This window comes from Devosia lucknowensis, from assembly GCF_900177655.1.
GTDB lineage: Bacteria > Pseudomonadota > Alphaproteobacteria > Rhizobiales > Devosiaceae > Devosia > Devosia lucknowensis.
On sequence record NZ_FXWK01000001.1, the window covers coordinates 1766699 to 1788684 of the forward strand.

General features: G+C 62.6%; 15 protein-coding genes. 7 read left to right on the top strand and 8 right to left on the bottom strand.

The window, feature by feature from the left end:
- Positions 1-286: 286 nt before the first annotated feature.
- From CCK88_RS08670 to ettA, 3 genes are all read right to left on the bottom strand, one after another.
- Positions 287-1498, bottom strand: coding sequence for a YeeE/YedE family protein (locus tag CCK88_RS08670; protein ID WP_086470046.1), 1212 nt, complete (start codon positions 1496-1498; stop codon positions 287-289).
- Positions 1499-1689: 191 nt separating this feature from the next.
- Positions 1690-2595, bottom strand: coding sequence for a sulfurtransferase (locus tag CCK88_RS08675; RefSeq protein WP_086470047.1), 906 nt, complete (start codon positions 2593-2595; stop codon positions 1690-1692).
- Between the two features lie 178 nt (positions 2596-2773).
- Positions 2774-4429 carry an energy-dependent translational throttle protein EttA gene (gene ettA / locus CCK88_RS08680; RefSeq protein WP_086470048.1) on the bottom strand — a complete coding sequence of 552 codons (1656 nt, stop codon included), beginning with the start codon at positions 4427-4429 and terminating at the stop codon, positions 2774-2776.
- A 144-nt stretch (positions 4430-4573) separates the two neighbouring features.
- Between ettA and CCK88_RS08685 the strand changes: the two genes are divergently transcribed.
- Both CCK88_RS08685 and CCK88_RS08690 read left to right on the top strand, forming a co-directional pair.
- Positions 4574-5920, top strand: coding sequence for a M16 family metallopeptidase (locus CCK88_RS08685; RefSeq protein ID WP_086470049.1), 1347 nt, complete (start codon positions 4574-4576; stop codon positions 5918-5920).
- A complete protein-coding gene (locus tag CCK88_RS08690; protein ID WP_086470050.1) occupies positions 5920-7263 on the top strand; it encodes a M16 family metallopeptidase in 1344 nt (447 codons plus the stop codon). Before CCK88_RS08685 ends, CCK88_RS08690 begins: the two co-directional genes overlap by 1 nt.
- A gap of 98 nt (positions 7264-7361) precedes the next feature.
- On the opposite strand, the gene CCK88_RS08695 is transcribed toward CCK88_RS08690, so the two are convergent.
- The 5 genes from CCK88_RS08695 to CCK88_RS08715 all read right to left on the bottom strand — a co-directional run bounded on the left by CCK88_RS08695 (position 7362) and on the right by CCK88_RS08715 (position 15848).
- Positions 7362-9533 carry an FdhF/YdeP family oxidoreductase gene (locus CCK88_RS08695; RefSeq protein WP_244557464.1) on the bottom strand — a complete coding sequence of 724 codons (2172 nt, stop codon included), beginning with the start codon at positions 9531-9533 and terminating at the stop codon, positions 7362-7364.
- A 258-nt stretch (positions 9534-9791) separates the two neighbouring features.
- Positions 9792-10256 (bottom strand): Lrp/AsnC family transcriptional regulator, encoded by a 465-nt coding sequence (locus CCK88_RS08700; protein ID WP_086470052.1) that lies wholly within the window; start codon positions 10254-10256, stop codon positions 9792-9794.
- Positions 10257-10364: 108 nt separating this feature from the next.
- On the bottom strand, positions 10365-11117 hold the full coding sequence (locus tag CCK88_RS08705; protein WP_140048933.1) for a hypothetical protein: 753 nt from the start codon (positions 11115-11117) through the stop codon (positions 10365-10367).
- 428 nt (positions 11118-11545) lie between these two features.
- Positions 11546-12475, bottom strand: a complete 930-nt coding sequence (locus tag CCK88_RS08710; protein ID WP_086470054.1) for a response regulator transcription factor — start codon at positions 12473-12475, stop codon at positions 11546-11548.
- Positions 12462-15848 carry a hybrid sensor histidine kinase/response regulator gene (locus CCK88_RS08715; RefSeq protein ID WP_086470882.1) on the bottom strand — a complete coding sequence of 1129 codons (3387 nt, stop codon included), beginning with the start codon at positions 15846-15848 and terminating at the stop codon, positions 12462-12464. Before CCK88_RS08715 ends, CCK88_RS08710 begins: the two co-directional genes overlap by 14 nt.
- A gap of 239 nt (positions 15849-16087) precedes the next feature.
- On the opposite strand from CCK88_RS08715, the gene urtA reads away from it, so the two are divergent.
- The 5 genes from urtA to urtE all read left to right on the top strand — a co-directional run bounded on the left by urtA (position 16088) and on the right by urtE (position 21962).
- Positions 16088-17386 (top strand): urea ABC transporter substrate-binding protein, encoded by a 1299-nt coding sequence (urtA, locus tag CCK88_RS08720; protein ID WP_086470055.1) that lies wholly within the window; start codon positions 16088-16090, stop codon positions 17384-17386.
- A gap of 158 nt (positions 17387-17544) precedes the next feature.
- The gene (gene urtB / locus CCK88_RS08725; RefSeq protein ID WP_086470056.1) at positions 17545-19149 is read left to right on the top strand and encodes an urea ABC transporter permease subunit UrtB; all 1605 of its coding nucleotides are present in this window, start codon (positions 17545-17547) and stop codon (positions 19147-19149) included.
- 157 nt (positions 19150-19306) lie between these two features.
- Complete coding sequence (gene urtC / locus CCK88_RS08730; RefSeq protein ID WP_086470057.1) at positions 19307-20506, top strand: urea ABC transporter permease subunit UrtC; 1200 nt, start codon at positions 19307-19309, stop codon at positions 20504-20506.
- A gap of 5 nt (positions 20507-20511) precedes the next feature.
- A complete protein-coding gene (gene urtD, locus CCK88_RS08735; protein WP_086470058.1) occupies positions 20512-21261 on the top strand; it encodes an urea ABC transporter ATP-binding protein UrtD in 750 nt (249 codons plus the stop codon).
- Complete coding sequence (gene urtE, locus CCK88_RS08740) at positions 21258-21962, top strand: urea ABC transporter ATP-binding subunit UrtE (protein WP_086470059.1); 705 nt, start codon at positions 21258-21260, stop codon at positions 21960-21962. Before urtD ends, urtE begins: the two co-directional genes overlap by 4 nt.
- Positions 21963-21986 lie beyond the last annotated feature (24 nt).

Consider the following 21986-nt stretch of genomic DNA (forward strand, 5'->3'; position numbering starts at 1 on the left):
TGCTGCGCGGCCGGCGGCACTGCCGGTGGTGGTGGCGGTGCGGCTTTGGCAGGCGCGCCCGCCGCACACGGTGCCGCCGCAGCCCCTGCCGGAGCCCCCGCCGCGCAGGGTGCTATCGAACCAGCCGCGCAGGGCGCAGCGCCCGCCGCGCAGGGCGCTCCACCGGACGCAGCAGTCGAAACCGTCGCGCTCGCCCGAACCGGCACCGGCTTGGTCAGATGGTCAGCGGCAATAGCCGCCGTACTCACGGCCAGCGCGGCACCGAAAAGAAGTGTGTTGCGACCGCTCATTTCTTGAACCCATCGAGACCAAAGACCGGACGCAGCCAGATCCCGCCAATAGAGCCGACAAAGGCCGCCGCGAACCACAGCCAACCGTGCAGGCTTCCCGTCGCAATGCCTGAAAACAGCGCGCCGATATTGCATCCGAACGACAGACGTGCGCCGTACCCCATCAGCAGGCCACCCACGACCGCCGCCAGCAGCGAACCCAGGGGCAGCTTGGCCTTGGGCGCGAACTTGCCCGCAATCGCCGCCGCCAAAGCCGCGCCGAGCACCAGGCCGAAATCCATCACTGACACACTGTCTGCCAGCACGCTCGAATTGAGCGCCTGCGCCTGTGCCGGCCAGGTCCAGAACTCCCAGCTCGCCACCGGAATGCCGACGGCCGAAGCGATCTTGGCACCCCAGAGGCCAAAGCCGTAAGTGATCGACCAAGGGTGCCCTGCCAGCAACAGCGTCGCGACATTGAGCAGCGCCAGCACCAGACCTGCGCCGACCAGCGGCCACGGGCCATAAAGAATCCAACTCCATCCCTGTCGCGCCGGAGCCGGTTCGGCTTCGATAGTCCCGTGCACGCGTTTTTCGATGATAGCCGTGATCAGTGCGACGATGGCAAGGCCGGCGATGGTCGCCGCCAGCGCAAAACCGACCCCTAGTTCTGCGCCAAGGCTAATCGCCGGCAGTGCCGGCTGCTCGAGCCAGAACGGCAGATGCGCAGTGCCCACCAGTGCACCAATGATAAAGAACACCAGCGTCACCAGCATGCGCGCCGACCCACCGCCCACGGTAAATAGCGTGCCCGAGCCGCAACCGCCGCCCAGTTGCATGCCGAGCCCGAAGATCGCCGCGCCGAGCAGCACGGAAACACCAACCGGCGCCATGGCCCCGACCATGCCCTGCCCACCGATATTGCCGGCCGCCACCAGCGGAATCATCGCGAGCGCTGCAGCGCCAATGGTCAGCATTTGCGCCCGCATGCCGCGCCCGCGCTTTTCCACCACCATCCGCTTCCAGCCACCGGTAAAGCCGAACGAGCCGTGATAAAGCGCGACACCCAGCCCGCCGCCGACGAGGAACAGTGCGCCCTGTCGCAGGTCGACTTGCCAGGTGATGAAGGCAAAGCCGACCAGCAGCATAATGGCCGCAACGGCCAGCGGGCCGCGATCCGCCACCGCAGGCGGCAGGAACTTCGGCAGTGGGGCGGAAATATCGCTCATGATTCTCGAAATCTGATGTCGTCCAAAAGGTTTGGATGCTGCAGCCTCCCGGCGCAACATCCAATCGGCAACTCAGCCACCTGGATTACCATCACCACCCGGCTTGTCCGGGTGGTCCACCTGTAGCGAAATGGATTGCCCGGACAAGCCGGGCAAGGACGGTGGCGAGAGAGGCGCTCGCCTCCCCAGTCTTATTGGATCGGGCGCGCCGGATCGGCAGCCCATTCGGCCATCGAGCCGTCATACATGGCCGTGTTGCTGTTGCCCTGTACTTCGTGGAGCGCAAACCACACCACTGACGCCCAGTGACCGGTATTGCAGAAGACGATGTTTTCTTCGTCCTGGGCCAGGCCCACGGCCTCGGTCAGCGCCGCGATGGTTTCGGGCTGCGCAAAGCTTGCATATTCGGCGCTGTAGAACTTGCCGTTGGGAATATTCAGGGCGCCCGGGATCGTGCCCTCGACCCGCACCACCGGGCTCTTGGACTGGCCGAGGAACTGTTCTTCCGGACGGCCATCGATCAGCTTGACGCCAGAGGCCAGCGCCGCTTCCACGTCAGCGGTCGTGGCACGCAGCTCGGGACGCACATTGGCGACGAAATCGCCCTTCTCGGGGGTTACGGCCTCGGCAACGCGCTCGCCGCCCTGGGCGTCATACTGACGCCAGCCGCCATCGAGGATCGAGACGGCGTCGTGGCCGAGATACTTGAAGGTCCAGTAAACGCGGGTCGCGCCACCAAATTCCGAGGAGTCCGTGCCCCACGGCACGATCACCACGTGATCGTCGGCGTTGACACCAAGATTGGCGACCAGTTCCGCGATCTGCGCATCGGGCGGAATCTGGCCCGGCACGCCTTCGACTTCAGTGCGCCAGCCATAGCTGGCATAGGGGGCGACAACCGCATGCGCGACATAGGGCAGATCACCCAGATCCGTGCCCTCGATGTCATCGCGAATGTCGATCACCACGACATTGTCATCCGCCGAATGAGCTTTCAGCCATTCGGCAGTCACCAGCGGCGTGACGTCCTGCGCCTGGGCGAAAACGGGAGCCACGGCCACGATGGCCACGGCGGCGACGATAGATGCAAAACGCATGTCGATGCTCCGGTCGAAATCTGCACCAAATCTAGATTGGTCCAGTCGTGAAAGCGAACTTTGTCAGCCCAAATTTGCGCCAGCCACGGCAAATTTCCCAATGCCTGCATGCGGATGGACAGAAAATTCTTCTTGGCAAAACAAAAAGGGCGAAGCCTGCGCCTCGCCCTTTTGCGTCTTATCGCGTCAGCGGCTTATACGTCGCGCGCTTCGGGTTGACCGCATCGGCGCCGAGGCGCCGCACCTTGTCCGCCTCGTAATCCTGGAAATTGCCTTCGAACCATTCGACATGGCTGTCGCCCTCGAAGGCGAGCATGTGGGTCGCAAGGCGATCGAGGAACATGCGATCGTGGCTGATGATCACCGCGCAGCCGGCGAATTCCTCCAGCGCTTCTTCCAAAGCGGCGAGGGTTTCGGTGTCGAGATCGTTGGTCGGCTCGTCGAGGAGGAGGACATTGGCGCCCGACTTCAGCATCTTGGCGAGGTGAACGCGGTTGCGCTGGCCGCCCGAGAGGTTGCCGACCTTCTGCTGCTGGTCCCCGCCCTTGAAGTTGAAGGTGGAGGTATAGGCGCGGCTGTTCATTTCGCGCTTGCCCAGCATCAGCACGTCGTCGCCTTCGGAGATCTCCTCCCAGACCGTCTTGTTCGGGTTGAGCGCATCGCGGCTCTGGTCGACATAGCCGAGGTGCACGTTTTCTGCGACCGTCACCGAGCCGCTGTCGGGCTTTTCCTGGCCCGTGAGCATCTTGAACAGCGTGGTCTTGCCCGCGCCGTTCGGCCCGATGATGCCGACGATACCGCCCGGAGGCAGCTTGAAGGTCAGGTTATCAATGAGAAGGCGATCGCCGAACGACTTGGAAAGCCCTTCCACGTCGATGACATTGTGGCCGAGACGCTCGCCCGGCGGAATGATGATCTGCGCCGTGTGCGACTGGGTGCGGGCCTCGTTGACCTTGACCAGTTCGTCATAGGCCCGGATACGCGCCTTGGACTTGGCCTGGCGGGCCTGGGGCGACTGGCCCATCCATTCCTTTTCGCGCTCCAGCACCTTGGCGCGGGCCGCGTCTTCGCTCTTTTCCTGGGCAAAGCGCTTGGCCTTGGCATCGAGGTAAGCCGAGTAATTGCCTTCATAAGGCACGCCGCGGCCACGATCGAGCTCGAGGATCCAGCCCGTGACATTGTCGAGGAAGTAGCGGTCGTGGGTGATGATCAGCACCGCGCCTTCGAATTCGCGCAGGTGGCGTTCGAGCCAGGCCGTGGTTTCGGCATCGAGATGGTTGGTCGGTTCGTCGAGGAGCAGCAGGTCGGGCTTGGACAGCAGCAGCGCGCAGAGGGCCACGCGGCGCTTTTCGCCGCCCGAAAGATTGGTGACGTCGGCATCGCCCGGCGGACAGCCCAGCGCTTCCATGGCCACTTCGACCTGCGATTCCAGGTCCCACAGGTTCTGGCTGTCGATGATGTCCTGGAGCTTGCTCGCTTCGTCGGCGGTCTCGTCGGAATATTCCATCATCAACTCGTTGTAGCGGTCGACGATGTCCTTCTTTTCCTTGACACCCATCATGACGTTGCCGAGCACATTGAGGGCCGGATCGAGCTGCGGCTCCTGGGCGAGATAGCCGATCTTCGCGCCATCGGCAGCCCAGGCTTCGCCCGTAAATTCGGTGTCGATGCCGGCCATGATCTTGAGCAGCGTCGACTTGCCCGAGCCGTTGGGGCCCAGGATGCCTATCTTGGCATCGGGGTAGAACGAAAGATGGATATTATCGAGCACCTTCTTGCCTCCGGCATAGGCCTTCGACATTCCGTGCATATGATAGATGAACTGGCGGGCCATGCGGCGCGATCCTCGATTAAGGAATTTGCGCCGTATTTAGGGGATAGGGCCGTACGAGGCAACCGCTGGACTTGATCCGGCCACCACGCGTGCCTACCCAGGCAGCGCGCCCACAAAACGCTGAGAACAGGGAGCTTCGCGACCATGCACCGTATCCTACTGGCCCTTGCAACCACGGCCGCGCTGGCATTTCCAGCCTTGGCCCAGGACCAGCCGGCGGCAGACGTCAGTCATTTCACGCTCGATAACGGGCTGGAACTGGTGGTGATTCCCGATCGCCGCGCGCCGATCGTCACGCATATGGTCTGGTACCGCGTCGGCGGCGCCGACGACCCGGCCGGGCAGTCGGGTGTCGCCCATTTCCTCGAACACCTCATGTTCAAAGGCACGGAGAAGTATCCGGCGGGCACCCTCGATCGCCTGGTGAGCGAACTGGGGGGCGATACCAATGCCTTTACCAATGCCGACGTCACCGCCTATTTCCAGACCATCCCGCCCGACGCGCTCGAAACCATGATGGATATCGAGGCTGACCGCATGCGCAATCTGGTCCTGCCCGAAGCGGTCATTGCCGCGGAGCGTGCAGTGGTGCTCGACGAGCGCCGCCAGCGCGTCGAGGCCCAGCCCCAGTCCATTCTGGGCGAGGAGATGAAGGCCACGATCTTCCAGAACCACCCCTATCGCATCCCCGTCATTGGCTGGCAGCACGAGATCGCCGCGCTCGACCGCGAGGATGCCCTGACCTTCTACGACCGCTACTACGCGCCCAATAACGCCTTGGTGGTCGTGGCCGGCGACGTCGACGCCGAAGAGGTCCTTGCCTTGGCCGAGGCGACGTATGGCCGTGTCGAGCGGGGGCCCGAGCTTCCCGAACGCCAGCGCCCGCAGGAGCCTCCCCAGGACACCAGTCGCACCGTCACGTATTCCGATGCGCGCGTCACCCTGCCCAGCTTCACGCGCAGTTGGGTCGTCCCAAGCTATCGCGTCGCGCCCGAAGGCGAGGCCGAAGCGCTCGACGTCCTGTCCGCGATCCTGAGCGATGGAAGCCGCAGCCGGCTCTACCAGAAACTGGTTGTGGACACCGGCATGGCCGCCGGGGCCGGCGCGAGCTACGACGGCTCCGCCTATGACGATGGCACCTTCACGCTCTACGGCACGCCCCGTCCCGGCACCACTCTCGATGCCCTCGAGCAGGCGACATATGCCGAACTCGACGCCATCATTGCCGACGGCATCACCGAAGCCGAGCTCGATATGGTCAAGACCCGCTTTATCCGCAGCACCATCTTTGCGCGCGACGATCAGGGCAACATGGCCCAGACCTATGGCGTGTGGCTGACCACCGGGCGCACCGTGGACGACGTTGCCGACTGGCCCGATCGCATCCGCGCCGTCACGCTCGCGGACGTTCAGGCTGTCGCCGCGAAATACCTTAATCCTGCCAATGCCGTAACCGGTTATCTTCTCCCCAGGACCGAGGAGACCAAGTAATGCTTTCCCAGGCTATCCTACGCATCTCCCTTGCGGCATTCGTTGCTCCGGCTCTCCTGATAGCCGTTTCGCTGCCTGCCCGGGCGGAGGTCGCCTTCCGCGAAATCACCACGCCCGCAGGTATCACCGCCTGGATGGTCGAAGACTATACCGTCCCGATCATCACCATGGCCTTCGCCTTTGACGGCGGCAGCGCTCAGGACCCCGACGACAAGCTCGGCCGCGCCAACCTCATGACCACGCTGTTCGATGAAGGCGCGGGCGATCTCGACAGCGATGCCTTCCAGACCCGACAGGATGAAGTCGGGCTCGAAATGAGCTTTTCGGCAAGTCTCGATGCCTTTTCAGGCGTGGCCCGCATGCTGGTAGAGCAGCGCGACGACGCGACCGAATTGCTGACCCTGGCGGTCACCGAGCCGCGTTTCGACCAGCCGGCCATAGACCGCATGCGCGCCCAGCTCGTGTCCCGCCTCGTCGCGCGCTCGCAGGACCCGAATTACGCGGCCAGCCGCATGTGGAACGAAGCCCTCTTCGGCGATCACCCGTACGGCCGCGCCACCGAGGGAACCGAGGAGACACTGACGGCAATCACAGCCGACGATCTGCGCGCTCTCCACGACGCCATTTTTGCTCGGGACAATCTGACCGTCGGCATCGTTGGGGCTCTGGACGAGGAAACGGCCGCGGCCCTGATCGACCAGGTTTTCGGAGATCTTCCGCAATCGCCCAGGCTTGAGGATATCCCCGATGCCAAGATGACGTTCGGGCAGGAACTGGCCGTCGACTATCCCCTCCCCCAGACCTGGATCAACCTGGCCTATCCCGGCATCGCCGAGCGTGATGACGACTTTTTCGCCGCCTACCTCATGTCCGAAATCCTCGCCGGCGGCAGCCTGCTTTCCGATCTCAACGTCGAGGTGCGCGAAAAGCGTGGCCTGAGCTACGGAGTATCGGGCGGGCTCACCAACTTCGATCATGCCGATGCCATGCTGATCAGCACATCAACGGCGCCAGATCAGGCCGCTGAAACCATCGATGTCATTCGTAGCACGATCGCCCGCATGGTCGAGGACGGCCCCGATCCTGCCCAGCTCGAACGCACCAAGCGCTATCTGATCGGCGCCTATCCGATCAATCAGCTGCGCTCGTCCGTCTCCATCGCCGGATCCATGGTGGGGCAACAGTTGCGCGATCTCCCGATCGACTATGTCGAGCAACGCACGCAGAAGATCGAGGCGGTGACGGCCGAGGACGTCAAGGCCGTCGCGCAGCGCATCTTCGGCACCGACCCGAGCCTGATGCTGGTCGGTCCGGGCGCCGCGCCGGAGGACGCAGCGGAGTAAACCAAGGCCGACCGGGCCGCTTCATGTCATCGACGCCCCGGCGACGCGCGAATAGATTTTGGATATTCGCGCGTTGCCCACCACCGAGGCACCGATCGTCAAATCTTTGAAACGGTCACCGCAACGGATTTGAATGCCGGTGTCTTGCTGCGCGGGTCAACCGCCGTCCCCACCAGAACATTGGCCTCGGGGTAGTAGGCCATGACCGATCCCTTCGGCAGGTCGAACGTTGTGGCTACGCCCAGCATCACGCCCGCATCCGACGACACCTTGACCTGCTGCCCGTCCTCCAGGTCGCGCTCGACCATGTCCGAGGCGCTCAGGAACACGGCATGTCGTCCGGCCTTGCCACGATAGCTGTCTGTCTCTTCATAGATGATCGAGTTGAACTGGCCCTCGCTGCGCACTGTCGCAAGCATCAATTGCCCCTTGCCTCGCTCAGGGACGGGCGTCACGACGAAATGCGCCTTGCCATCGGAAGTGCTGAAGCTCGGCGCGTGCATCACCCGGTTGCGGATATGGAACTCGCGCTTGGCGACATCGATATCGGCCAGTTCTTCCATCCCCGGCACAATGGCCGCGATGGCATCGCGCAGCTTGGCGTGGCCTGAGAAAGCGTTGAAGTCGATCTTCGAGTCAGGCAGCATGCGCTTGCCCAGCTGGCCCAATATCCAGCTTTCCGGCCGGACTGTGCCGATGCGCTCGATCCCGCCATCAGACAGGCGCACGTAGTTGAACATGGACTCCTGAGTCGTCGGCTCCCATTCCTCGTCACGCGCCGTAACGGGCAGGATCATCACCTCGCCCTCGCCCAGTCCGTGCACATGGCCCTGGTTGAGAGTGGTGGTCAGGAACAGCTTGAACCCGATCGCACCCATGGCGCGCGTCGCAAAAGCCGTATCCGGCGTCGCCGCCCAGAGATTGCCGCCCATGATGACGGCCGCATCCACTTCGCCTGCCTCTGCCCGCTTGAGGCAGGCCATCGTGTCGAGGCCTTTTTCCTCTGGGAAGCTGACGCCGAACACCTGCTCCATACGCTTGAGCACATCGCGCGCCAGCACCGGCTTGACCCCGATCGTGCCGATCCCCTGCACGTTGGAATGGCCCCGTAGCGGCAGAAGTCCGGCGAAGCGTTTGCCGATCATCCCCCGCAGCAGGGCGAGATTGGCGATCGCCTCGACATTGGCCACCCCATGCACATGATGGGTCATCCCCATGCCCCAGGCGAAGACCGCATGCTTGGATCGACCATAGGCGGCCGCCACGCGAGAAATCTCTTCGCGCGAAAGCCCGCAGATGTCCTCAATGTCCTCCCAGCTTTGCGCCTGGATATCGGCGACGAAAGGCTCGAACCCATCGCTGTGCTGAGCCACGAACGCACGATCTTCCGTCCCCTGATCGAGCACTGCCTTGGCGAGCCCCCTCAACAGCGCGATGTCTGACCCGATGCGCGGCTGCAGGTAGTCCGACGCGATATCGCTGCCGCCCTTGAGCATCGACAACGGTGACTTCGGTACTGCGAATTTGACCAGGCCCGGCTCCTTTGCCGGGTTGATCACGATCACCTGCCCACCGCGCTCGCGGCAATTCTTGAGCATGTGGATGAAGCGCGGATGGTTGGACGACGGGTTGGCGCCAATCACGAAGATCAGGTCCGCACCGGTCAGGTCCTCGAGTTCGATCGTCGCCGTGCCTTTGCCGATCGTTGTCGCCAAACCCTCGCTCGTCGCCTGGTGGCAATAGTAGGAGCAGTTATTGACGTTGTTGGTCCCATAGGCGCGCGCCAGCAGCTGGAACAGGAAGCCGGCTTCGTTGGACGAACGGCCCGACGAATAGAAAAACGTCCGGTGCGGATCGGTCTCCGCCAGCCGGTGCGCCGCGTGGTCGAGCGCATCGTCCCAGCTCAGTGGCTCAAATCTGTCCGCGCCAGCGCGCCGGAACAGCGGGACCCCCAGGCGGCCAAGTCGCTCCATTTCGCGCCCGGTCAATTCCGCCAGCTCACTGATCGTGTGAGCAAAGATGCCTTCGGGAATAGGCGGCTGGATATCGGTGGATTGTGCCTGGACGCTCTTGTTGCAGACCGATGGGAACTCGTCGAGTTCGTTGGTCATGCCGCCGTGCTGACCGCCCATACCGTAGGCGCACGCCTTGCAGGTGTTCTTTGCGGTCAGGGCCTTGGCCGCTTTGCCCACCCCGATGCGGTTGATGGTAGCAAGCGTATAGAGCACCTTTTTGGGGCCGCCGCCCACGATCTGGCTGGTATCGGTCACGAGCATTCTCCTCGTGACCATTCTCGGCCAGTTCGGCATGCGCGAGCAAGCCACGTCATGGCTAAAACGTCCGCCCCGGGCAAGGCTCTCGTTCCCTCGAAAAAGCCGCCTGGGACGGACCACCTGAGCGTCCCTTAATCGCCCCGGCCTGCCCGGAAATGAAAACCTGAAATCACGCCCGCGCAAGCAAATTCGATCAAATCAACGCCAGAATTCTGCGTCGCCCATATTGTGTGCAGACGTTCGCGTAAAACGGCATCACACCGGCAATCCGGTTCGCGCCTTCACGCGCCTGATACTCATGTTTGAATGGATGCGCGCCACGCCGGGCAACCGTGCACTGAGACGACGATGAAGGAGTTCGAAGTCTTCGTGATCGCGGCAGATCACTCTGAGGATGTAGTCGGCGTGCCCTGCCATCAGGTGGCATTCCAGCACTTCCGGAATTTCCTGCACCGCTGCCTCGAACGCATCGAGAGCCATTTCGCTTTGGCTGGTCAGCCCGACTTCGATGAAGAACTGCATCGCATAGCCGAGTCGCGAAGCGTCGAGCTCGGCCCGGTATCCCTGGATATAGCCCGCCTCTTCCAACACCTTGATGCGCCGATGGCAGGCCGAGGGCGAAAGGCCCACCACATCGCCCAGAACCTGCACGCTGCGCTGCGAGTCGCGCTGCAATTCGCGCAGCAACTTACGGTCGATGGAATCAGGTTGCAGGGGCAACGCACGTCTCCGGACATGACAGTGGATGGCCGGAGCATGCGACCCGTCGCTGATGATGACAAGTCACAGGGAGAGTGACCGGCCCGCCTTCCACGGGCCGGTCGAGTGTTAGTAAACAAACACTGTAAGTCGACCACGCGAATTGTGCACAGCGAACACGCGATCGGCTGAGTGCGGCGAGCGGTTGAGCGACGCGGTGAGCAATTCGTCGGAGACGATTGCGGAACGCAGCGAATGACCGATGCCTGTCTGGTTCAGGGCGGCGACGAGCCAGGCCCTGAGCTCGGGACATACGCTCACCTTCTGGATTTCCACGGCACTGGCGCGGCTCCAGGAGTTGTCGATCCGGGTACCGCGGATCAAACGCTCGATCTGGGCGCTCGAAACTCCCTGGCAGACGATGGGCGACCCGCCGGTGCTGGCCATGCCACCTCCCGGAAGCACGCCGGGATTGCTCCCCGCGCCGCCATTTCCGCCTCCGTTTCCGCCACCGCCGTTGCCGCCACCACCGTTGCCGCCGCCCCCGATGCCGATGTCGACATCCAGCACGCTGTCGCCACCGACGCCTATGCCGACGCGGGCATTGTCGTTGAGCAGCCGCACGTCGGCACTGACACCGTTGCTGGTGCCGACCGTAGCGCTGGCGACCTCGCCATTGCCCACATTGACGTCGACGAGGTTGCTTCCTCCGACACCCACATTGACGAGACCGCTTTGGCCGGCATCGCCCGACCCGATCGTGACGAGGGCGGAATCCCCCGACCCTCCCAGGATACCGCCGAGCAATGATTGAGCCTGAGTTGACGCCGATGCCCCAACGAGCAGGGCAGTCGCAAGACACACCTTAGTCATCAGTTTCATAGTTCATCTCCTCACATGGCAAATTGCCACACACGGAGAGACACGGATGAGTCCAGAATAGGTTTCTTTACTTACAGCAAAAATCCGGATGCTGATAAACAACTGGAGTCCAAAAAATCTATAGTTTGGAATCCATTTTCCCCGTATTCGCAGAAACTGTGAATAATTCCAAAGAACTGAAAATACCGGTAAAAAAAACAGGGCGCGAAACCGAAGTTTCGCGCCCCTCCGGGGCCACCAGCAAAGGAGCGTCAGCCTCTGCGGCCGGCCACCGATCCATGGGCGGAGGCTCTGTTGGCGTTCCGCCTGTAAGGCCCGAACGCTTGGCGTCCGGTTCGCTGCCTCAACTCCTGGATGGGCCAGCGGTTCCGGCGGGACGCATCTTCGTTAAATTTGTGATTGGAACAGCCCGAACCCGCAGGCCGGCGCTACAGGTCGGCGAAAGCTTGGAGGGCCTGGATCGCCTTAATGGCTGCCGATGCGCGATTTTCCACACCCAGCTTGGCATAAACCTGTTCCAGATGCTTGTTCACGGTGCGCGGAGAGAGACCAAGGATGTCGCCGATATCCTTGTTGGACTTGCCTCTGGCGATCCAGAGCAGAACGTCGCTTTCGCGAGCCGTGGTGCCGAAGTGCTGGCGCAGTGCGTCTTCCTCCCCCGCGGCCTGCATGCGCGAAAGTCGAAACAGGTACTCTTCGCCGCCAACCAGTCCCAGAAAGGCAAATTGCAACTCAGGCCCACCAGCCCCACCGAGATCGAAACCACCGCCCGGGACGCCCGCTTCGTCATGCGTCGCCTGCCATTCCGTGAAGCGCTGCGACATATCCGGTTGCCCTGCTGCGTTCACGCCGGCCCGATCGAGAAGCCGGGTCGCCTGCGGTGTCGACCACAAGACGCCGCCGTCGCGAGCGAAAGCAACCAGATGCCGCCCCGCTGCATCGAGGGCGATCCGGGCGCTTTGCGCGCGCCGCGCATTGGCCAGATGCACCCGAATACGGGCCCGCAGTTCATCGACATTGATCGGCTTTGACAGATAGTCGACGCCGCCGCTTTCGAGGGCATGCACGATATGCTCGGTTTCAGTCAGCCCGGTCATGAAGATGACAGGCACATGCGCCAGCGGCGCCAGCGCCTTCATCCGCTGGCAGGTTTCGAACCCGTCGAGGCCCGGCATGACAGCATCCATCAGCACGACATCCGGTGTAATCCGCGCCACGATACCAAGTGCGGCTTCACCACTGCGCGCCACGAGCACCGTTACGCCCGCGTCTTCCAGCGCGCTGGTCAGGAAGCCGAGCGCCTCCGGGGAGTCGTCGACGAGCAGGACGATATCCTGTTCCTTTTCAATCCGGCTCATGCCCCACCCGTTCCAACGTTTCGGCAAAGCCGTCGAAGTCGAAGTCCCGCAGGTGCTTGCGCAGTGCATCCACGAACGGCCCATGTTTGGCGTCGGCCTCGAGAGCGGTCAGCTTTGCCTCGATCCCGCGAACATGGCCGATTTGCCCCAGGCTGGCGAGTTCGCGCAAGTGCTCCGCTCCCGGCGACACAAGCACCTTCTTCTCGGCTGGCGCGACGGGCTCGACATGCACCCAGTCGATCCCGAGATGGGTGCCCAGTCTGTCGATCAGCTGCGCCAGGTCGATGGGCTTTGCCAGCGTGTCCGAATGCCCGGCATCGGCTCCGGTCGGATTGGCTCCGTCACCGATATTGGCCGATAGCATGATGATCGGCACGACGATGCCGCCCTCTCGCAAGGCGCGCACGAGCTCCCAGCCGCTCATGCCCGGCATGCGGATATCGACGAAGTAGAGGTCGATATCGGTCTGCCCGAGCGTCTCGATGGACTCCATCCCTGCCAGGCACGCCTCGCCGCTCACGGCCGTCACCACGTCAAATCCGAGCGGTGCGAGCATCTCCCGCATCAGTTCGCGATGGTCGATATTGTCATCAACGACCATGATCGTGCGACGGGGTCCCTTGTATCCCACGACCTGCCGGGCCGGGGCGATCCGCCGGGTTGGCCGCTCTACCTTCGCCAGCATGAGCCGGGCCTGAAACCGCGTGCCCTGCCCCGCAGTGCTAGCCACGGTGATTTCCCCGCCCAGTGTTTCGGTCAGGAGCTTGGTAATCGTGAGCCCAAGACCAAGCCCCGGAGTAAACCGGTTTCGCTCGGCCTGGCCCCGCACGAACGGCTCGAAGATGTGCGGCAGGTCATCAGGCTCGATGCCGCTTCCGGTGTCCTCGACAGTGAACGTCGCCACTTGCATGCGATAGCCGACGTCAAACCTGACCTGGCCCGAAGCGGTGAACTTGATGGCATTGGACAGCAGGTTGACGAGGATCTGCCGCAACCGCTTCTCGTCCGTGCGCACATGCACGGGCAGCGCCTTGGCGCGCTCGTGAACAAAGGTCAGGCCCTTTGCCTCGGCCTGCATCCGGAACATGTCGACGATCTGGTCCAGGAAATCCTGGATGTTGATTTCGTTGGAATAGACCTGCAGGCGTCCCGCTTCGATCTTTGAAATGTCGAGCAGACCGTCGATGAGGCCCGACAGATGCTCGGCGCTGCGGCGGATCACCTGCGCCGACCCGCGCCGGTTCTCGGGCAATTGCGCGTCCCTTTCGAGGATTTGCGCATAGCCCATGACCGCGTTGAGCGGCGTGCGCAATTCGTGGCTGAGACCGACCACATAGCGCGACTTGGCCTGGTTGGCCGCTTCCGCCTTGTCCTTGGCCCGTTGCAATTCAGCATCGGTGCGCGAATGTGCGTCGATCTCCTTGAGCAGCAGCGTGTTCTGTCGCGAGCTTTCCTCCTCCGCCACCAGCCGGCTGTCATGCGCCAGCACGATGAACCAGGTCATGACCCCAGCCGCCACCGCCAGCACGAAGAACACCACCAGCAGCGTGCCGCCGACCACTTCGCTCGTCTGCGGCGCCGAACGGCTTGCGAAATAGTAAATCAGCCCGAGCATGCCCCCCAGGATTGCCAGCGCCGAAGCCATCGCAATTCCGTATCGCCCAAGCCGCGTCCGCAACCTGTCGATTGCCCATTGTGGCAGCACCGTCGCCGCCACCGCATGCGTTTGCGCCCGGAAATGGGCATGCGGCTTGCACATGTCGTGACAGCGGGCATCGAGCGAGCAGCACAGCGAGCAGATCGGCGCCGCATAGGCCGGGCACCAGGCCATGTCCTCCGGCTCGAACGGATGCTCGCAGACCGAGCAGGTCAGCGAACTCTTCGCTGCCCAGGACTTGCGTGGCTTGCGCGCCAGATAGTAACGACCCTTTGTCGCCCAGGCGATGGCGGGCGAAGCGGTGAAGCACACGACCAGCGCGATATAGGGCGCAAGCGCCGATGCGGTTTCTCCGAAAGCGCCGAAGTGAGCGACGAGGGCGATGGTGGCTGAGATCAGCATCGAACCGACGCCCACCGGATTGATGTCGTAGAGATGCGCCCGCTTGAACTCGATGCCGGGAGGCGCCAGCCCCAGCGGCTTGTTGACGAAGAGATCGGCCGAAATCGAGCAAAGCCACGCCATGGCGATGATCGAGAAGATGCCGAGCGTCTCCTCCAGCAGCCGGTAGATGCCAAGTTCCATTAGCAGCAGCGCAATGGCGACATTGAACAGCAGCCACACGACGCGACCCGGATGGCTATGCGTCAGCCGCGAAAAGAAGTTCGACCAGGCCAGCGACCCGGCATAGGCGTTCATCACGTTGATCTTGAGCTGGCTGACCACGACGAACACCGCCATCAGCATAAGTGCCACGAACTCGTTGGGGATCATGTAGCCGAAGGCAACGGCATACATGTAGCCCGGCTCGGATGCGTGCTCGGGCGACACCCCTGCCGATAGGGCCAGCACGGCAAGGAAGGATCCCGCCACCAGCTTGGGTGCCCCGACCACTACCCAGCCTGCTCCGGCAAGGAAGATCCCCAGCCGGTGCCGCCATTTCGATACCCCTTCGGCCGGCAGGAAACGCAGGAAGTCCACCTGCTCGCCGATTTGCGTCATCAGCGCCAGGATCACCGCCGAGGCAGCGCCGAACTTGGCCACTTCGAATGCGGCGATGGTGCCCGGCTCTCCGGTCGGCATGCCAAGGCCCTCGAAGGCACGCCAGAGGTCGAACGTCTCCCAATCCATGAAGGCGATGAAAAAGAACGGCAGGATGTTGAGCACGATCCAGATCGGCTGCGTCAGCAGCTGGAATCGGCTGATCATGCTGATGCCATGCGTCACCAGCGGAATGACCACCAAGGCCGAGATGATGTGGCCGATCCATAGCGGAATACCGAAGGCGAGTTCCAGCGCGCTCGACATGATCGAGGCTTCGATGGCAAAGAGGATAAAGGTGAAGCTGGCATAGATCAGCGACGTGATCGTCGAGCCGATATAGCCAAAACTGGCTCCGCGGGTGAGCAGGTCAATGTCGACACCGTGCCGTCTGGCATAGCGCGAGATCGGCACACCGACCAGCAATATGGCGATCGAGGCGATGACGATCGCGATCAGTGCATTGGTCGTGCCGTATGAGAGCGTAATGCTGGCGCCAATGGCCTCGAGCGCCAGAAACGAGATCGCCCCGATCGCCGTCTGCGAAATCCTGTCGCTTGAAAACCGCCGCGCCGACTTGGCCGTGAAGCGCAGCGCATAGTCTTCAAGCGTCTGGTCGGCCACCCAGCGATTGTATTCGCGCCTGATGGGAATGATCCGTTGCCGCGCCATGATCCGCTTAAGCCTTAACCAGTACGCCGATATGCCCAAAAATACATCACGCCCGTTCTAGCATGATTTCCGGCAAAATCACGCGGTTTCTCAGGCCTTTCCGGGCAATGGCGGAATCTGCCTGCAAAGCGCTTACGTCAATCGACGTATAGGGCAGAGTTAAAAAATCGTCTCAGGTGCCCTCCATCGAGGCGCCTCCCTTGGCGGTCTCCTGGGGTCAAACAAACTTGAGGGACGAAAACATGAACTTCTCGCGCGCCAAAAGCGCCCTGCTCGCTGCCGCTCTCGCCGGCAGCCTCACCCTGCCCATGGTTCCCGCCATGGCGCAGGACGACACCATCAAGGTCGGCATTCTCCACTCGCTCTCTGGCACGATGGCAATCTCGGAAACCACGCTCAAGGACACCATGCTGTTCCTCATCGAGCAGCAGAATGCCAAGGGCGGCGTTCTCGGCAAGCAGCTCGAGCCGGTCGTGGTCGACATCGCCTCGGATTGGCCGCTGGCCGCCGAACTCGCCCGCCAGCTCATCGAAGTCGATGGCGTCGACGCCGTCTTCGGCTGCTGGACCTCGGTCTGCCGCAAGTCGGTCCTGCCGGTCTTTGAAGAACTCAACTCCCTGCTCTTCTACCCTGTCCAGTACGAAGGCGAAGAAAGCCAGCGCAACGTCTTCTACACCGGCGCTTCGCCCAACCAGCAGGCCATCCCGGCCGTCGACTACCTGATGAACGAAGAAGGCGTCGAGCGCTGGGTCCTGGCCGGCACCGACTATGTCTACCCGCAGACGACCAACAAGATCCTCGAGCAGTACCTGCTCGACAAGGGCGTCGCCAAGGAAGACATCATGATCAACTACACGCCTTTCGGTCATTCCGATTGGCAGACCATCGTCTCCGACATCAAGGCCTTCGGCTCCGAGGGCAAGAAGACCGCCGTGGTCTCGACCATCAACGGCGACGCCAACGTGCCGTTCTATCGCGAGCTGGGCAACCAGGGCATCAAGGCCGAGGACATCCCCGTCGTCGCCTTCTCTGTCGGCGAAGAAGAACTGTCAGGCTTCGACACCACCCCGCTCGTGGGTCACCTCGCCGCCTGGAACTACTTCATGTCGGTCGATACCCCCGAAAACGAAGCCTTCATCGCTGATTGGCAGAAGTTCATCGGTTCGGACACCCGCGTGACCAACGACCCCATGGAAGCCCACATGATCGGCTTCAACCTCTGGGTGAAGGCCGTGGAAGCCGCCGGTTCGACCGATGCCGACGCCGTGATCGACTCGATCGTCGGCCTCGAAACCCCGAACCTCACCGGCGGCATGGCCACCATGCTTCCCAACCACCACATCACCAAGCCCGTGCTGATCGGCGAAATCCAGGATGACGGTCAGTTCTTCGTGGTCTGGGAAACCGAAGACCTGGTCCCCGGCGACGCCTGGTCCGACTTCCTGCCCGAATCCAAGATGCTCGAAGCCGATTGGACCGCTCCGATCAACTGCGGCAACTACAACACCGAAACCAAGACCTGCGGCGCCGCTGCGCAGTAACGTCACCCCCACCTGACCTCCCCCTGAAACAGGGGGAGGAACTGGCTGGTGGCTCGGGCAAGATCTTGCCCCCACACAATCTACCCCTCCCCCTACCATGGGGAGGCCGGGTGGGGGTTCCCACCAAATCCAAAAGCACGACAAGGACTTCCCAAGCGATGCTGACTCATCTTCTCCGCCTGGCGCTGCTGACCCTGTCGCTCTTTTGCCCCGCGCTCGCGCAAGCCCAAACCACCGACATCCCCGCCCGCATCGCCGCTATGGGCGAAGCCAACCTTCGCGAACTTACGCAGATCGTCACCGATCTGGCCGCCACCGGCGATGCCGCCGTCATCCCTGTCCTCACCGCTCTGGGCGAGGGCAACCTCTACATTGACGACACCTCCGGCCGCATCGTCATCCAGTCTGGCTCGACAACCACCGATCCACTGAGCGGCGACGCCGTCGACCTCGGCACCGAAGCCGACCTTTCTCGCATCCGCGTCAACAACGGCCTGCGGCGCGATATCTCGGCTGCCCTGTCAGGCATGACGCTGATGAGCGACAATCCCGCGACGCGCCTTTCGGCTGCGCAGGGGTTCCTCGTCAAGCCCGATCCCGCGAACATTCCTCTGCTCGATGAAGCCATAGCAGCCGAAACCGACGCCAGCGTGCTGCGCACCATGCAGGCCGCGCGCGCCGTCACCATCCTTTCGGACGACGAAGCCAGCATCGAGGAAAAGCAGGCCGCCGTTCCCGCAGTGGTCGCTGGCGCTGGCCGCAATGCCATCACCATCCTCAATGGCGCGCTCGCGAATGCCCCTGATGAAGTGAAACCTACCATCCAGTCCGCCATCGCCGGCCTCGAGCAGGGCCGCGCCGTCTGGGCCGCGCTGCAAAACGTCTGGTTCGGCCTCTCGCTTGGATCCGTCCTCCTGCTCGCCGCCATCGGCCTTGCCATCACCTTCGGCGTCATGGGCGTCATCAACATGGCCCACGGCGAAATGGTCATGCTCGGCGCCTATACGACCTTCCTCGTCCAGCTCGTCATCCGTCAGAACTTTCCGGGCCTCCTCGACTATTCCCTGCTGATCGCCCTGCCCTGCGCTTTCCTCGTCACCGGCGCCATCGGCGTCGGTATCGAGCGCGGCATCATCCGCTGGCTCTACGGGCGCCCGCTCGAAACCCTCCTCGCCACATGGGGCCTGTCGCTGATCCTGCAGCAGACCGTGCGCTCGATCTTCGGGCCGACCAACCAGATGGTCATCGCCCCCACCTGGATGTCCGGCTCCACCGAGTTCTTCGGCCTCGCCATCACCTACAACCGCTTCTGGATCGTCATCTTCGCGCTGATCGTCTTCTTCATGCTGCTGCTGATCCTCAATCGCACCCCGCTTGGCCTCCAGATGCGCGCCGTCACGCAGAACCGCCGCATGGCCTCCTCCATGGGCATCCGCACCCCCTTCGTCGACGCCATGACCTTCGGCCTCGGCTCGGGCATTGCCGGCCTTGCCGGTGTCGCGCTCACCCAGATCGACAACATCTCCCCCAACCTCGGCCAGAACTACATCATCGACAGCTTTATGGTCGTGGTCTTCGGCGGCGTCGGCAATCTCTGGGGCACACTGGTCGGCGCACTGACGCTCGGCGTCGCCAACAAATTCCTCGAGCCCTATGCCGGCGCGGTCCTGGGCAAGATCCTGATCCTGGTGCTGATCATACTCTTCATCCAGCGGCGCCCTCGCGGACTGTTTGCCCTCAAGGGACGGGCGGTGGAGCAGTGAGCATCAAGGCCCCCTCACCCGTCTCGGGCTTCGCCCGATCCACCCTCTCCCCGAGTGGGAGAGGAATGGCGCTCACCCCTTATTCTTCTCCCTCTCGGGAAGAAGGTGGCGCGCAGCGCCGGATGAGGGGGATTATCTATTCACTCGGAGCCTGCCCATGCTGACCCAAGCCCTGTTCCGCGCCCTAGACAAAAAGGCCGTCTGGGTCATCGGCATCTTCCTTGCTGTCGCCATCCTCGTGCCCATGGCCAACCTGCTCATCCCGCCAGGTCAATTCGGCCACGTCCCGACCTACATGGTCTCCCTCCTCGGCAAGTATCTCAGCTACGCCATACTCGCCCTCGCGCTCGACCTGGTCTGGGGCTATTGCGGCATTCTCTCGCTCGGTCACGGCGCCTTCTTCGCGCTCGGCGGCTATGCCATGGGCATGTATCTCATGCGCCAGATCGGCAGTCGCGGCGTCTATGGCAATCCGACGCTCCCCGACTTCATGGTGTTTCTCAACTGGAAGGAACTGCCCTGGTACTGGCTGGGCTTCGATAATTTCTGGTTCGCCATGGCCATGGTCGTCTTGGTGCCGGGCCTTCTCGCCTTTGTATTCGGCTTCTTTGCCTTCCGCAGCCGCGTCACCGGCGTCTATCTCTCGATCATCACCCAGGCGATGACCTTCGCCCTGCTCCTGGCCTTCTTCCGCAACGACATGGGCTTTGGCGGCAATAACGGCCTCACCGACTTCAAGGATATCCTCGGCGCGCCGGTTCAGGCCCAGACCACGCGCCTGGCGCTCTTTGCTGCTACCGCCGTCACCCTAGCCTTGTCGGTCCTCGTCTGCTCGATGATCGTCAATTCCAAGCTCGGCAAGGTCATGGTGGCCGTCCGCGACGCCGAGAGCCGCACCCGCTTCATCGGCTATCGCGTCGAATACGTAAAACTCTTCGCCTTCACCGTGTCGGCTGTCATGGCCGGTGCCGCCGGCGCCCTCTACGTGCCGCAGGTCGGCATCATCAACCCGAGCGAATTCGATCCCGCCAATTCCATAGAGGTGGTCATCTGGGCCGCAGTCGGCGGGCGCGGTACGCTGATCGGCCCCATCATCGGCGCCATCCTCGTCAATCTCGGCAAGTCCTGGTTCACCACCACCTTGCCCGAGTTCTGGCTCTTCGCCCTCGGCGCGCTCTTCATCTTCACTACGCTCTTCCTTCCCAAGGGCATCGTCGGACTGTGGTCGCAGTTCGCCGGCAGGCGGAGGATCAAGCCGTCCCAGCCGGCGTCGCCCACACCTGCCCAGTCTGCCGATATCGAACGCGGTGAAGATCCTGCGACTTTCGATGGCGCGCAACCCAAGCCCGCGGAGTAACGGCGATGAGCAAAGCCACTGACACGATGCTTTATCTCGACGGCGTCTCCGTCGCGTTCGACGGCTTCAAGGCCATCAACAACCTCTCGATCATCGTCCGTCCCGCCGAAATGCTGGCCATCATCGGTCCAAACGGCGCCGGCAAGACCACGATGATGGACATCATCACCGGCAAGACCAGCCCGGATGCCGGGGAAGTCCTGTTCGATGGCCGCACCGATCTGACCAAACTCGACGAGGCCGCCATCGCCAATCTGGGCATTGGCCGGAAATTCCAGAAGCCAACTGTATTCGAGAGCCACACCGTCTGGGACAATCTCGAAATGGCGCTGAGAAAACCGCGCGGGATTTTCTCGGCGCTGTTCTACACCGCCAGCAACGACGACGTCGCGCGCATCACCGAAATTCTCGAGACGGTGCGTCTCCTCCACCGCAAGGACGAACTCGCCGCCAATCTCAGTCATGGCCAGAAGCAATGGCTCGAAATCGGCATGCTGCTGGCGCAGGACCCAAAACTCCTGCTCGTCGACGAGCCAGTCGCGGGCATGACCGACAGCGAAACCGAAGAGACCGCCAAGCTCCTGCGCGAAATCTCGCAGACTCGATCCGTCGTCGTCGTCGAACACGACATGAGTTTCGTCCGCGAACTGGGCTCCCGGGTTGTCTGCCTGGCCGAAGGCTCCGTGCTCGCCGAAGGCACACTCGAACAGGTCAGCGCCAATCCCGTCGTGATCGAAAGGTATCTCGGACGATGACCACCTCCCTTTCCGTCGACGCAATCGACCTCCACTACGGGGCCGCCCAGGCACTCAAGGGTATATCCATCACCTGCCGCCCCGCCCGCATCACTGCCGTTCTCGGCCGAAACGGCGTAGGCAAGTCATCGACCCTGCGGGCCATTACCGGGGTCAATCACATCTCATCAGGCGCGATAAATTTCGGCGATGAAGTATTAAGACGCTCTCCACCCTACAAGCGCGCGCGCATGGGGCTGGGCTACGTTCCGCAGGGTCGCGAAATCTTTCCGCTTTTGACGGTGAAAGAAAATCTCGAAACCGGCTATGCCGGCTTGGCACGCGCCGAGCGCAACATTCCCGAATACATCTTCGAGCTGTTTCCCGTGCTCAAATCCATGCTGGGACGACGTGGAGGCGATCTCTCGGGTGGTCAGCAGCAGCAGCTCGCGATTGGCCGCGCCCTCGTCACCCGCCCCAAGGTTCTGGTTCTCGATGAACCCACGGAGGGCATTCAGCCTTCGATTATCAAGGATATCGGCCGCGCCCTTCAATTCCTGCGCGACGAAAAGGGCATGACCATTCTGCTGGTAGAGCAGTTTCTCGATTTCTGCCGCGAAATCGCCGACGACATCTACGTCATGGACCGAGGCGAGATCATGCATTCCGGACCCGCCAGCGATCTCGACCGCCCTGAGGTTCGTCGTCACCTCATGGTCTAAAAAAAACGCCCGGCCGAAGCCGGG